The following is a 14,227-nucleotide window of genomic DNA, read 5'->3' on the forward strand; positions in this document are numbered from 1 at the left end:
TGGATATCGCAGCGACTAAATGTCGTTTGTTTCAAGGAATACAAGAATTATGACCACTCTGTCGTTTAAAAATAAAATTGTGGCGCTGATTATTGCCGCCATTGTTGCCACTATATTGGTGTCATACATCAGCGTAAATTACTTCATCAGTGATTACATCTATCGTTCCGATACCAAAAATATTACTCACAACATTGACCTGATTGAACGAAAACTGGAATTCGATCTGCAGACCAAACTGAACATGGCGGAAAGCCTGACAGTTAACATGTTGGACATTGGTGAAGTTAAGAATAACTCTGGCTTTGAGCGCATCGTTAAAGTGGTGGTGAGCTATGCCTTTGATGATACCGGCGCCATGAGTGATGAAGAATCGGATCGTTTTATTGCCCAGGCAAAAGGGCATCCGGTAGGTATCATGATTAGCCCGGTGACTGAAATCGATGGCAAGCCATTTATTACTATATCCAGCCGTCGCTCTGATGATTCAGTCTATTTCTTCGTACTGAATCTATCCGCGGTTGGCGAGGCTGTCAGTCAGTACGCTGCGCACGGCAGTTTTGTTGAATTAGTGTCGGATAACGGCATTACCGTATATACCAATAAAAATGGCGACCAATTGATCCCGGTCAGTCGTACCGTTGAGCTTGGCGAGCAAAGCTGGCAACTGACTGGCTATATTGATGAGAGTTCAATTGAAGCCAACACCGCCAATCTGAACTGGAGCATTACCCTGGCATTGGTGGTGACCGGACTGCTGATCGTGCTGGTGGGTATTGTGGTGCTTAACGTTTCCTTCAAGCCGTTGCTGCGTTTGAAAGATGTTGTCGGAGGCTTGTCTCAGGGACACGGCGATCTGACCCAGCGCTTAGAGGTCTCCAGCCAGGATGAAATTGGCCAGATTTCTCAGTCTATTAACCTGTTTATCGAAAAACTGCAGACGATGTTTGTTGAGGTGTCGCACTCTTCGTCTCAGATTGATGTGGCGGTAGGGCAGTTAAGCCAGCAGTCACAATCCAACACGCAAACGCTGCACGGCCATACCATAGAAACCGAGCAGGCCATTACCGCTATCGAAGAGATGAGTGCGACGGCCGGTTCCATTGCCCAGAGCGCGTCGGATGCGGCCAAGCTGACCGATAAAACCAACCAGCACGCCGGTGAAGCGAAAGTCACCGTGACCAATGCGGTCGACAGCGTAACGGCTCTGATGGATCAGGTTACCTCTATGTCCGGCACCATTGGCACCATGAGCCAGGACGCCAAACAGATCAGTACCGTACTGCAAGTGATTGGTGAGATCGCCGAACAGACCAACCTGCTGGCGCTTAATGCGGCGATTGAAGCGGCGCGAGCGGGTGAGCAGGGACGTGGTTTTGCGGTCGTTGCAGATGAAGTTCGCGCCCTGGCGGCACGTACTCAGGAAAGCACGTCTCAAATCGGTGAGATGCTGGATAAACTGCACCGCACCACCGACAGCGTTGTGGACGAAATGGCTTCCACCAGTCAAAGTTGTGAGCAGACAGCCGAACGTACCCACCAGGTAATGGACTCGCTCAATGTGGTGACGGACTCAGTAGTGGAAATCAATGACCTGAACACTCTGATGGCGACTTCTGCCGAGCAGCAGAGCCAGGTGACTCAGGAAGTCAGCCGTAATATGGCAGCAATTCAGGAGATGGTGCGACAACTGAACGATAACGCCGATCAGGCTACCGCGGTCAGTGGTGAATTGAGTACCACCTCTCAGGCCCTGTCTGAAGTCGTCGGTCGTTTTAAAGTTAGTTAATAATGGAGTCAGCGACTTGCTCGCTGATTCAACTCAGTCTCGAACGCACTGTTTGAGTCCGGAAAATTAAAAAGGGTGCTGAATCAGCACCCTTTTTTGCGTTAACGGTAAAGCTTATTTACACGTCATACGTGGTTGACGCAGTATCACCGCCGGTACCAGTCCAGTTGGTGTGGAAGAACTCACCACGGGCACGGTCAGTACGCTCGTAAGTATGCGCACCGAAGTAGTCACGTTGAGCCTGCAGCAGGTTCGCTGGCAGACGAGCCGTAGTATAACCGTCCAGGAAGGTCAGGGCAGAAGTGGTACAAGGCATTGGGATGCCGGCTTCCAGCGATTTCGCTGCCACTTTACGCCATGCGGCCAGGCTACCGGTCAGGATGCCTTTGAAGTAGTCATCTGAGCCCAGGAACGCCAGTTCAGGGTTGTTCTCGAATGCGTCACGGATGTTGCCCAGGAACGCAGAGCGGATGATACAGCCACCACGCCACATCAGCGCCACGTTGCCGTAGTTCAGATCCCAGCCGTTTTCGTTTGACGCTTCACGCATCAGCATAAAGCCTTGTGCGTAAGAGATAATTTTTGAAGCCAGCAGAGCCTGACGCAGCGCATCAACCCACTCTTGTTTGTCGCCTTCCACCGGAGAGATGGTTTTGCCAAACAGTTTTTCCGCTTCAACACGTTGCTCTTTAAGAGCAGACAGGCAGCGAGAGAATACCGATTCAGAGATCAGTGTCAGTGGAATGCCCAGATCCAGCGCGTTGATACCAGTCCATTTACCGGTACCTTTCTGGCCAGCAGTGTCGAGGATCTTCTCAACCAGCGGCTCACCGTCTTCATCTTTGTAGCCCAGGATGTCTGCGGTGATTTCAACCAGATAGCTGTTCAGCTCGGTTTTGTTCCAGTCCGCGAACACAGCCTGCATTTCGTCGGCAGACATGCCCAGGCCGTCTTTCATAAACTGGTAAGCTTCGGTGATCAGCTGCATGTCACCGTATTCGATGCCGTTGTGAACCATTTTCACGAAGTGACCAGCGCCGTCGTTACCCACCCAGTCACAGCAAGGCTCGCCAGCGTCAGTTTTGGCAGAGATGCCCTGGAAGATAGGTTTTACCGCTTCCCAGGCTTCTGGCGCGCCGCCAGGCATGATAGACGGTCCGAAACGTGCGCCTTCTTCACCGCCGGATACGCCGGTACCGATGAAGTGAATGCCTTTTTCACGCAGCGCAGCCACGCGGCGGTTGGTATCCGGGTAGTTAGTGTTACCACCGTCGATGATGATGTCACCTTTGTCCAGCAGAGGAACCAGTTGGTCGATGAAGGCATCAACCACAGCACCGGCACGTACCATCAGCATCACTTTGCGTGGTGATTCCAGTTTTTCAACCAGCTCTTCCAGAGAGTAGGCGCCAACAATGTTGGTGTCTTTTGCTGGTCCCTGCAGGAATTCGTCAACTTTTGCCGCGGTGCGGTTGTGGGCCACTACTTTAAAACCGTGGTCGTTCATGTTCAGGATAAGGTTCTGGCCCATTACTGCCAGGCCAATTACACCGATATCACCTTTCATTTTATTTCTCTCCTTCACGCAATTTTTGCAGCTGCGTCTAAATCTAAATACCACTCCGTCTCACCAGTTGCTGACTGGATTTTCGCTGCCGGGTAAGGCAACTCTTCCGCCGGAGTTGTGTGAATTTCGTAAACGATCTCGGTTTTACCTGCGCCGAGAACCAGGTAACTGATCCGTTTTGCCGCTTGCAGCACTTTCGCCGTTTTAGATACGCGAAGCTGACCTGATTCGGGATGACTGGCCACCAATGACAGGTTTGGATCGTCGTAGTTAGTTTGTCCAGGGAACAGGGAAGCGGTATGACCATCAGCGCCGACACCCAGCAGGATCCAGTCGAAGACTGGTGTGCCGTTTTCAGTTGGGATCACATCTGCCATCTCTTTGGCAAAGCGTTCGGCTTCTGCTTGTGGCTCATTTTCGCCCAGAATACGGTGAATATTGCCTGCCGGGATGCTGACCTGGCTGAACAGCAAAGCGTTTGCTTCACCGTAGTTGCTTTCGGCATCGTCTGGTGCCACGCAACGCTCATCACCCCACCAGAAGTGCAGGTTCTGCCACTGGATAGAGCTTGCATAAGGCTCTGACGCCAGCAGTTTAAACAGCATCTTAGGCGTGCTGCCGCCGGACAGAGAGATATGTACCGGGCGGCCTTGCTCGCTGTACACCTTCATGTCATCGGCTAAAGATTTCACTACGGCGTCCGCCGTTTGAAAGATCTTGTGATTAATCATAATTCGCAATAATCCGTATCAGTTAAGTTTTTACATGGGAAACGCCAGGCTCGGTTGTCGCGTTGAAGCAACTGATCCGATTCCTGCGGTCCCCAGGTACCGCAAGCGTAGCCAAATAAAGACTGTGGGTCTTGTTTGAAATCCAGGATAGGCTGAACGTATTTCCAGCACGCTTCTACTGCATCACTACGGGCAAACAGAGTGGCATCGCCGTTTAGGGCATCGAGCAGCAGACGCTCATAAGCGGTCAGCAGTTGGGTTTCTTGAAGCGAGGCATAGTGGAAGTTCATTTTCACTTCTTTGGCATGGAAACCCGCGCCAGGTTTTTTCAGGCCGAAGCTCATCTGAATGCCTTCGTCAGGCTGGATGCGAATAATCAGCTTATTTTCAGGTGCATTCTGTCCAAACACTGGGTGCGGCGTCTGTTTGAAATGGATAACCACTTCGGTGACGCGGGTAGGCAGACGTTTACCGGTGCGTACATAGAACGGCACACCATTCCAGCGCCAGTTATTGATATACGCTTTCAGTCCAACATAGGTTTCGGTACGTGAATCTTCAGCCACGCCCGGTTCATCACGATAGCTCGGCAGGAATTCACCGCGCACGTCTGATTCAGTGTACTGTCCGAGCACCAGATTGTTGCGCAGGTCTTCTTCATCCAACGGTTTGAGACATTGCAGTACTTTGACCACTTCGTCACGCATTGAATCTGCATTGATCTGTGCTGGCGGTTCCATGCCCACCATTGCCAGTACCTGCAGCAGGTGGTTCTGGAACATGTCACGCACGGCACCGGAGCCATCGTAGTAACCGCCACGCTCTTCCACGCCAAGGAATTCAGCGCCGGTGATCTCTACGTATTCGATGTAGTTGCGGTTCCACAGCGGTTCAAACATGGCGTTAGAGAATCGAAATACCAGCAGGTTCTGAACCGTTTCTTTACCCAGGTAGTGGTCAATACGGTAGATCTGGTGTTCCTGGAAATGTTGGTGAATTTCGTGATCCAGCTTCTCGGCAGACGCTAAATCGTATCCAAACGGTTTCTCGATGATCAGGCGTTTCCAGCCGTCTTGTTCGTCATTTAAACCGTGGGCAGCCAGGCTTGCCGGGATAACGCTGTATAAGCTTGGCGGGGTTGCCAGGTAAAATAGTGCGTTGCGCTGTTCAAACTGATACTGCTCTGCCAGTTGGTCCAGGCGGCTGGTCAGTTTGGTGTAATCTTGAGTGTCTGAAGTGTTCAGCGCTTGATAATGCAGGTGGTTGATGAATGCGTCTAGCGTTTCAGGTTCGGTTTTTTCCATTTCCTGAAGCGAACGCTTAAGCTTGTCACGATAAGACTCATCGCTGTATTCGGTTCGGCTAACGCCTAAAATCGCGAATGATTCAGGTAGCTGATTGCTCGCATAGAGGTGGTACAAAGCCGGGATTAACTTGCGATAAGTTAGATCGCCGGACGCACCAAAAATAACGATGCTGCTGTTTTCTGGAATTACCATTATCTTTCCCTTAGAACGAGGTACTTGTTGCGAGTTGTGATAAGAATTGGTTCAGGCCAAACCTATCAACACCACCCAAAATTAGATAATCGATCCTGTCTATTGCTGTAAAAGGACAGTCTTTTTTTGGCTGTAACAATAGAGAGGATAGTCAATACGGCTGGGTATTCTCCATGACTCGAATGGTGAACTCAACTGCTGAACAGGCATAAGTTAGGGTGATAAAATAAAAACCAATAAAAACATATAGTTAAAATGAGAATTAATTGTTATAGAAATGTTTAAAATACCCGGCAGTGGTGCAACTGGTGAAATGTTGAACGAATTTCGTGGGTCACAAGCAATTAAAACCTGCTGAATCAAATGGTTTGTCTAACCGCCTTGGCATTTTTTGCGGCTTAAGCGGGTAAATACAAACCTGTTTAAAACATACTTTTTAAATAACGTTTAACACGTTTGATGTGTTCGACCCGATCGAACTCGATATGCTGCGAGTCGGGCAAGAAACGCTCAGCGTACTGTTGATCGAGCTGGTTCTCCAGGAAGACGATATACAGTTTGGGGTCTATATGGCCGCTGGTCGCCATTTCCGTCATCACTTCAACCGCCTGGTCCAGGGTTTTGCCCTGTTTGTACGGACGTTCACCTGAGGTGAGCGCTTCAAACACATCGGCTAGTGCCAGTATCCGGGCCGGTATAGAAAGCTGTTCTTCTTTGATTCCGACTGGGTAGCCTTTGCCGTCCATGCGCTCGTGGTGACCGGCGACGATATTGGGAATATGGCTGAGGCTGTTCGGATAGGGAAGCGCAGACAGAATCTGCTCGGTTTCCACCGCATGTAAATTGATGACAAACCGTTCTTCTTCCGTCAGGGTGCCGCTACGCACTGTCAGGTTATGTAGCTCACCTCGGTCAAAACGCCAGTCTCCCGGTTGAATCGAGTAGTTGTTCTGTAGCTGTATGACTTCCCGCGGATCCGGCCACGGGAAGCGATGAACCGGCTTATCGGCCAACAACGGTTCCCAACACGGCAGGCGGGAAGGCTCGCCGGCACGCTGCAGTTCCATCAGGCTTACGCCTAGTTGGTCATCCAGAGTGCGTTTCCATTCCATTTTGCTGATTTGGCCAAGCCTGATAATGTCTTCATCGGTCAACGGATGACGAGCATTGTTACACTGGGCGACAAAAGCAAAATCCTGATCCAATTGTTGCAGCCGCTCGGTAAGCGTTTGTTCCAGCTCGCCTTTGTCACCACCTTCGTGTAAATCCTGCCAGTAATTGACCTCGGCCTGCAGTTTCATTACTTCAAAGCGCATACGGACTTCATGGATACGGTCGTAAACGGTTTCCAGCCGGGTCGCTTTATCCAGGATATATTCCGGTGTGGCAATTTTGCCGCAGTCATGCAGCCAGGCACTCAATGTCAGTTCTTGTTTCTGATCCCGGGTAAGGCCGAAACGGGGGAAGTACTGATCGTCCAGTTCGGCCGCTTCGGCGAGCATGTTGACCAGTTCAGGAATCCTCTCGCAATGGTGGGTTTGGTGGAAGGACTTAGTGTCAATGGCTCTTGCCGTTGCTCGTACAAATGCGGTAAACAACTCCCGCTGCTGTTGCAGTTGATTGATGTTATCTTTGGCAATCTCAGCAAAGTGGAGCAGTTCACGTAGCAGGGCGTGTTTATCCTGCTGTTCTCCGGAGATCGGCCGCTCATAGCCCAGATTGAGTACGCCAATCAGGTCCCCGGCCGGGCTCAGCAGTGGGAACAGATAGATATCTGAGTTGTAGAGATAGTCTTTGTGGCGGCTGAGGGAGTTATCGTCCCGATTGAGATGAATAACTTCGCCCAGTTTGAGTTTGGTGCTCAACCATGCCGTATCGGTGAGAAACTCGTTGATATCGATTTTGAACGGGATAATGGCGTGCGTGGAGGCGATCTCAAACTGCTGCTGCTCTTCACTGTACATGTACAGCACCACGGTTTCGGCTTTCGTCACCAGGAAACTCTGGTGGGTGATGGTTTTAGCCAGGACTTCTACATCGGTATTACTGGCGGTGTCTCTCAGAAGGCCGAGCAAATCATGCAGGGTATGTTCCATTAGCTCAATGGATTGGGTCAGGTCGGAGACTTCCTTTATCATGCTGCGCGGGTAGCGCGTCTTACGAAAATTAAACCGGGCGATGTGCTCGGTTAGCTGTACCAGTTTATGCAACGGATTAGTCAAGCGGTTTGCCACCACCCAAACGACGACAATACTGCTGAGTAACAGAATGATGGCTATCGTCATCTGTTTGTCGCGCAGAGAAATCAGATTGGCCAGCAGATCTTCCTGTGGGTTGGCTTCTGCCAGTAACAGCCTGACGTGCTGGCTCAGATTGACCGGGGTCAGGGTGACTGACCAGTTGATATTGTCGCGCTGCACTGTCTCAAATAATGGTTGACTACTGATGCGATTCAGTATCGGTTTGAATACACTGGCTTCTAGCCGCTTTTGAGTGTCTTCCGCTTCCCGTGACAGATCCAGCCCGGCCTGATGCTGGGCTAATGCCCTGAACTTGTTGTCAAACAGCACCAGTTTGGAACTATCGGAAAGCGCGATGGCATTGACCTGTCTGGACAAGGAATCGATAGTAAAATCGGCACCAACCACTTGTTCGCCGCTTATGCTGCGTCGCGATAGGCTAATCCCGGTGGTGCGTAAGAAATAGAAGAAATAGGGTTCAGTTACGCGAATTTCACCATCACGGTCCGCGTTAACAAACCAGGGACGAATTGTTGGATTAAACTGGCTGGCATCTCCGTGGCGAAAGCCAATTTGTTCATAGTTACCGTCAAGAAAAAAGAACTCATTCAGTCCGCTCAGATTAGTCACATTGATCAGCATGGTGGCTTTATCCGGCGCTTCAAAACGGGCTCGGTCGAGGTTGGTACGCAGCGGCCGGATAATGGTGAACTCTCCAAGTTCATTGGCGAAATAGAGCGAAGTCAGATGGATGTTACGTTGAAAAATCAAACCAAGTGAGGCCAGAAAGCGTGTTTCTTCAATAGGCGGCGCACTGGATTCCACCACGGGGCTCAAGGCCATAAAATCGAGCGTGGTAAAAATAGGACCGGTACTCTGCTTAAACGCTGATTGCAGCTTAAGACTGTTTTCATGGCTGATCTCACGCACACTGCCGGACAGCAATTGCTGGGCATGCTGATAGCTGACATAAATCAGCACCACGCCAACCAACGTGGTTAATACCAGAAACAAGCTTGTGATATGTATACTAAGCGAGTAACGGCGCTTCTTCATAGATCCATCCATTGATAAATGACCCATTAAGTATTGTTCAATCCAGAAATGTTGCAAAAAGTTTAATAAAAATTAGTTGCTTGAGAGAGAGGTTTGCTAGCGAGTTGGTGTGCTTGTGCAACCTGGAGCGCAATTGCGGGCAGACGTTGTGAACGGTTACTGATAGGATGTAGCCAGACAACAGACTATAGGGACACATCACCATGAAATTGAGTGTAGATACGCATACTCATACCTATGCCAGTGGCCACGCATACAGTACTTTGATTGAAAATGCCCAGTCGGCCAGTAAGAAAGGGTTGGCAATGTTCTGTACTACCGACCATGCCGAATCGATGCCGGGCGCGCCGCATTACTGGTTCTTCTCCAACCAGAAAATATTGCCCCGCTTTATCGAACAGGTCGCCATTGTTCGGGGTGTTGAGGCGAACATTCTCAATACATCCGGTGAGATTGATCTGCATCCGAGCGTGGATCAGAACCTGGATTGGGTGATTGGCAGTTTTCACGAGCCGGTTTTTGTGCCGCAGAGTGCCGAGGTGCATACTGAAGCGTTGATCAACACCATTAAAGCAGGCCGTTGCGATGCGCTGGGGCATCTGGGTAATCCAAATTTCGATTTTGATTTTGTGCCGGTGCTGGAATGCGCAGCGCAGCACAATGTCGCAATTGAGATTAACAACACTACGCTACGGGGTCACAGCCGGGTAGGCAGTGTGGAACGTTGCCGTGAAATCGCTCAGCTTGGCCGTGATATCGGCGTTTACTTTACCACCGGCAGCGACGCCCACTACTGCCAGGACGTAGGCGATCTGACACTGGTCAGTGAGATGCTGGAACAGGTTGGGGTCGATCCGCAAAAAGTGGTTACCCATACCCCTCAGCAGTTCCTTGCCTTCCTGCAACTGCGCGGCCGTGCCACCATCGCAGAATTTGCCCAGTGGTAATTTAGCAGGGCTTACGCCTGGTAGATTTCCAGCGGCAGTTGATCCGGGTCTTTGAAAAAGGTGAATGATTTACCGGTATATTCATCGACTCGGATCGGTTCTACTTCCACGCCTTGTTGTTCCAAATACTGTTTAACCTGGCTAACGTCGTCCACTTCAAACGCCAGATGACGCAAGCCCTGGGCTTCAGGCTGACTGGGGCGCGAGGGTGGGTTAGCAAAACTGAACAGTTCAATTTGGCCGCCGCCCGGTAAGGCCAGATCCAGCTTGTACGAATCCCGCTCGGCTCGATAATTCTCAGCGATGATCTCAAAGCCCATAATTCGGGTATAGAAATGGCGTGAACGTTGATAATCCGAACATATGATGGCGACGTGGTGAAATCTGTTAAACATCCGTTTTCCTATTTAGGCTGTGAAGCCAGCTTGTTGCCCAGTTCCGTGGTGACATAGTCGATAAATACCCGCAGCCGGGCCGGCATGTACTTAGTTTGCGGATACTGCAGCGCAATCGCGCCGTGATAGTTACTCTTAATTGTCCAGTCTGGCAGCACCGGGACCACCTGCTGGTGCTCTAACGCATCGGCAATCACAAAATCATGGAAGATACCGATACCCAAACCATTTTTTACCCCGGTCAGGCGCATTTGCGAATGGTTAACAGCGTAGCGACCGGAGACGGCAACCGGAAAAAACTCATCGTCTTTAAGAAAATCCCACACATTATCGCGACTGGTTTCCGCCAGATATAGGCAATCGTGCTCAGACAGTTCTGTAGGATGGCTGGGCATACCACGCTCGGCGATATACTCCGGGCTGGCACACAGCACCAGGTTAGTCTTGCCGATCTCTATCGCCACCAGGTTCTCGTCCGGCTTGTCTGTGAGCTTAAAGGCCACGTCGATGTCGTCGCGAAACAGGTTTATTTCCCCGTCGGCGACGCGCAGTTTGAGCTGAATTTGCGGGTAACGCTGTAGGAAGGGCACCACGAACGGTTGCAATACCGAGTTAAGAAAAGCCTCCGGCGCAGCCACAGTAAGCGAGCCAGACGGCACGCTGTGGTCGGCACTGGATAACTCTACCGCCTGCTGCGCCGCGTTTAACATCACTACTGCCTGGTCATAGACTTTCTGCCCGGCCTGAGTAATCAACAGCTGGCGGGTGGTTCGTTCAAACAGTTTTACCGACAGCGCTTTTTCCAGCCGGGTGATTAACTTACTCAGTGCCGAAGGGGTAACGTCGAGTTTTTTCGCGGCAGCGGTAAAACTGCCTTCGTTGACTACCAGGATAAAGGTGGCCAGATCCGGTAATAGCGCAACCAGTTTAGGATTAAACATTGTTGGGACTCAAAAACAGACTAATGGACTGAGTTTAAATGAAAAGCTGCTTTGTGAGAAATTTATGAGAATGGTGTGAGATGGCTGACAACTTTGCCCGTCATCCTTACTGGGAGCGTTGAATATGGCCCTGTTGCGACAGAGGCACAACCAGTTAAAAGGAAGACAACACCATGAAGCAATCGACTCAACTTGGCCTGATGGCCCTGGCTACGGCGGGCGCTCTGGCGAGCGGCGCAGTGAATTCGGCGATGCTGGATATTACCGTAACCAACGCCACGAAAGGCATATATTTCACACCATTGCTTGTCGCCGCCCATGACGACAGTTTACGTATGTTTCATCCCGGCCAGGCCGCCAGCGCTGAATTGGAAGCCCTCGCGGAAGAGGGTGATATTTCCGGGCTGTCAAGCGTCATCGGTAATGCCGGCGGTGTGGTGGTAGAGAACCCGGCCGGTGGCATTCTTAACCCTGGTGCCAGCAGTCAGTTTTCCATCGACAGCGGCGCTATGGGCTATTTATCGCTCGCGGCAATGCTGCTACCAACCAACGACGGCTTTGTCGGCTTAGATAGCTGGGCCATTCCTTCCCAACCCGGTACCTATCATATGTCGCTTTACGGCTATGATGCCGGCACCGAAGCCAACGATGAACTGGCCGCCAGCATACCCAACCCACCATTTATCACCTTTGGCAGCGGCGGTAGCGGAGTAGAAATGAGCGTGACCAATCCCGTGGTTCATATTCACCCGGGCAATCTGGGGGATACGGACGCCAGCGGTGGAATCAGTGACCTCGACAGCACCAACCATCGCTGGCTGAACCCGGTAGCCACCATAACGATTGTGGTTAACTAAGGAGGCGATGATGAAATTTCGCATACTTGTTATTACTGCGGCCATCGGCGCGCTGTTTGGTTGTCCGGACGACAATATGACCGGTAACCAGTACCGCTACTCCGTGCAGTTACAGAACCTGACGGCTAATCAACCCCTCTCTCCGATGGCGGTCATTACCCATAATCAGGATTTCCATTTGTTTGCTGTTGGCAGCAGCGCTTCGCTGGAACTGGAGCAACTGGCAGAGGGTGGTGACAACAGTGGCTTACTCGCCATGCAGGACAGCAACCGTGATATTGAGCTGGCACTATCCGGCAATGGTGTGATTTTGCCGGGCCAGTCGGATCTACTGGAGCTGACCATCAATCGCAACAAATCCGGTTATCTCTCGCTGGCGTCCATGCTGGTGAATACCAACGATGGCTTTGTCGGTTCTGCGAATGTGGAGCTGCTGTCGCTCAAAGTCGGTGAATCGCTGCAAATGCCGGTGCCGGTGTGGGATGCAGGCACTGAGCTGGATGATGAATCCGCCGCCACGGTTCCCGGACCTGCTGCGGGTGGGGAAGGGTTTAACGCCGCGCGCGATGATGTTGACCAGGTATCGTTTCATTCAGGGGTGATTAGCGCCGACGATGGCCTGGCCAGTTCGGCACTGAACGCGACCCACAGGTTTAACAACCCCGGCGCGATGCTGACGATAACCCGGGTTAAGTAAACTTTTCAGCCTGACTGAAAGTTGTTGCTCCTCGTTCCGGTCTTTAGCGAGTGACCATCGGAATGAGGGGCAAACATGTTAGCTGAGCAAACTGTACCAGCGGCCAATATTTTGCTGGTGGAAGATGATGAAGATCTGGCGGCTCTGATACAGATGCATCTGAAATTTCAGGAACATACTGTCACCAGGGTAACCAATCTTCAGGATGCACAACAGCAGTACCAGGCCGGGCACTTTTCAATGCTGGTATTGGATAGAGGACTGCCGGATGGCGACGGGCTGGAACTATGTCGTGGGCTCAGGGCCAGGCAGGACTGGACCCCGGTGCTGATATTGACCGCCCGTGACAGCGAGCTGGATAAAGTCGACGGACTTGAAGCCGGTGTCGATGACTACATAACCAAACCTTTCAGCGTGCTGGAGTTTCAGGCGCGGGTACGCAATATTCTGCGCCGGGTCAGCCAGCAGCAGGTCACCCGACCAGCAACCGACACTGAAATGGAATCGCCGTCACTGCGTTGTGGTCAGCTAACGATTTGGCCAAATCAACATCAGGTCCAAATCGGCCAACAGTCTGTTGTTCTGACGGCAAATGAGTTTACTTTGCTCTACTTTTTAGCCCGCAAACCGGGCCGGGTTTATAGCAAAGATGAGCTGTTGCAGCATGTTTGGCACACCGACCACAGCGGTTATCAGCACACCGTGTGCAGCACAGTGAATCGCCTGCGGAGCAAACTGCAACAGAGCCAGCATGCCCATGACTATATTCAGACGGTGTGGGGCGTGGGGTATAAGTTCCAGCCAGAAGGGTAACGCGGAGTTATTATGAGTTTTAAATCACGCTTGTTGCTGCTGACCAGTGTCTGGTTTGGCGTTATGACGCTACTGATCGCGACCACCTATGACTGGCACCGAAACCGGGTCGAAATGGTCACCAAACAGAGCCTGCATCGCGACCTGGCGCAGCACATGCGAGATGACAATCCACTGATGATCGGCACTGATTATAACCCGGTGGCGTTGAAAGCGATATTTCATACCCTGATGCTAATCGGACCCGACTTTGAAATTTACTTTCTCGACCGGCAGGGCAATATTACCAGCCATGCCGCGCCGGATGGGGTATCGCTGGCGGCTGCGGTTGAGCTGGAACCAATCCGGCAATTTCTGGCAGGAGCGCCGCTGCCGATAATGGGACAGGATCCGCGCGACAGCGGGCAGCAGAAAGTATTCTCGGTGGCTGAGATCAAAGATGCCGATTCGGTGATGGGCTATCTGTATGTGGTTATTGGCAGTTCCCGCCACAGTGCTATTGCCAACGCGCAGCTGGATACGCCTTACCTGACACTGGCTGCTCTGTTGCTGTTATCAATCATTGGCTATGCCTTGCTGGCTTACTGGTTGGTCCGGTGGAGCTTACTGTTACCGATGGAATCGGTGACTCGAAAACTGCAGCAACAGGCAGAGCATGACTTTCACCTGGCGCCCGATTTCAACCATCAGGTGCC

The 14,227-nt window shown here is 51.4% G+C and carries 11 protein-coding genes and 1 pseudogene; 6 read left to right on the forward strand and 6 right to left on the reverse strand.

Translation table 11 applies throughout. The features are described 5' to 3' along the window. Positions 1 to 49: 49 nt before the first annotated feature. Positions 50 to 1,789, forward strand: a complete 1,740-nt coding sequence (locus ACQY6F_RS16110; RefSeq protein WP_428775857.1) for a methyl-accepting chemotaxis protein — start codon at positions 50 to 52, stop codon at positions 1,787 to 1,789. A gap of 118 nt (positions 1,790 to 1,907) precedes the next feature. On the opposite strand, the gene gnd is transcribed toward ACQY6F_RS16110, so the two are convergent. The 4 genes from gnd to ACQY6F_RS16130 form a co-directional block, all read right to left on the reverse strand. Further along, complete coding sequence (gnd, locus tag ACQY6F_RS16115) at positions 1,908 to 3,356, reverse strand: decarboxylating NADP(+)-dependent phosphogluconate dehydrogenase (protein ID WP_428775859.1); 1,449 nt, start codon at positions 3,354 to 3,356, stop codon at positions 1,908 to 1,910. A 14-nt stretch (positions 3,357 to 3,370) separates the two neighbouring features. Next, on the reverse strand, positions 3,371 to 4,087 hold the full coding sequence (pgl, locus tag ACQY6F_RS16120) for a 6-phosphogluconolactonase (protein ID WP_428775860.1): 717 nt from the start codon (positions 4,085 to 4,087) through the stop codon (positions 3,371 to 3,373). Further along, entirely contained in the window at positions 4,084 to 5,586 is a 1,503-nt protein-coding gene (gene zwf, locus ACQY6F_RS16125) for a glucose-6-phosphate dehydrogenase (protein WP_428775862.1), read from the reverse strand. The genes pgl and zwf overlap by 4 nt, the downstream gene beginning before the upstream one ends. Before the next feature lie 422 nt (positions 5,587 to 6,008). After that, the gene (locus ACQY6F_RS16130; RefSeq protein WP_428775864.1) at positions 6,009 to 8,882 is read right to left on the reverse strand and encodes an HD domain-containing phosphohydrolase; all 2,874 of its coding nucleotides are present in this window, start codon (positions 8,880 to 8,882) and stop codon (positions 6,009 to 6,011) included. Between the two features lie 203 nt (positions 8,883 to 9,085). Between ACQY6F_RS16130 and ACQY6F_RS16135 the strand changes: the two genes are divergently transcribed. Next, positions 9,086 to 9,829, forward strand: coding sequence for a phosphatase (locus tag ACQY6F_RS16135; protein ID WP_428775865.1), 744 nt, complete (start codon positions 9,086 to 9,088; stop codon positions 9,827 to 9,829). Between the two features lie 11 nt (positions 9,830 to 9,840). On the opposite strand, the gene gloA2 is transcribed toward ACQY6F_RS16135, so the two are convergent. Beyond that, positions 9,841 to 10,224: an SMU1112c/YaeR family gloxylase I-like metalloprotein gene (gloA2, locus tag ACQY6F_RS16140; protein WP_428775867.1), complete on the reverse strand. Its 384-nt coding sequence runs from the start codon at positions 10,222 to 10,224 to the stop codon at positions 9,841 to 9,843. An 8-nt stretch (positions 10,225 to 10,232) separates the two neighbouring features. After that, a complete protein-coding gene (locus ACQY6F_RS16145; protein ID WP_428775868.1) occupies positions 10,233 to 11,165 on the reverse strand; it encodes a LysR substrate-binding domain-containing protein in 933 nt (310 codons plus the stop codon). Between the two features lie 200 nt (positions 11,166 to 11,365). Between ACQY6F_RS16145 and ACQY6F_RS16150 the strand changes: the two genes are divergently transcribed. The 4 genes and pseudogenes from ACQY6F_RS16150 to ACQY6F_RS16165 all read left to right on the forward strand — a co-directional run. Next, a complete protein-coding gene (locus tag ACQY6F_RS16150; RefSeq protein WP_428775873.1) occupies positions 11,366 to 12,022 on the forward strand; it encodes a spondin domain-containing protein in 657 nt (218 codons plus the stop codon). Between the two features lie 10 nt (positions 12,023 to 12,032). After that, on the forward strand, positions 12,033 to 12,719 hold the full coding sequence (locus ACQY6F_RS16155) for a spondin domain-containing protein (protein WP_428775870.1): 687 nt from the start codon (positions 12,033 to 12,035) through the stop codon (positions 12,717 to 12,719). A gap of 75 nt (positions 12,720 to 12,794) precedes the next feature. Then, positions 12,795 to 13,532, forward strand: coding sequence for a response regulator transcription factor (locus ACQY6F_RS16160; protein ID WP_428775872.1), 738 nt, complete (start codon positions 12,795 to 12,797; stop codon positions 13,530 to 13,532). Between the two features lie 12 nt (positions 13,533 to 13,544). Beyond that, a pseudogene (locus ACQY6F_RS16165) lies at positions 13,545 to 14,227 on the forward strand (sensor histidine kinase); the annotation flags it as partial.

This window comes from Vibrio sp. (assembly GCF_050299255.1).
Taxonomy (GTDB): domain Bacteria; phylum Pseudomonadota; class Gammaproteobacteria; order Enterobacterales; family Vibrionaceae; genus Vibrio.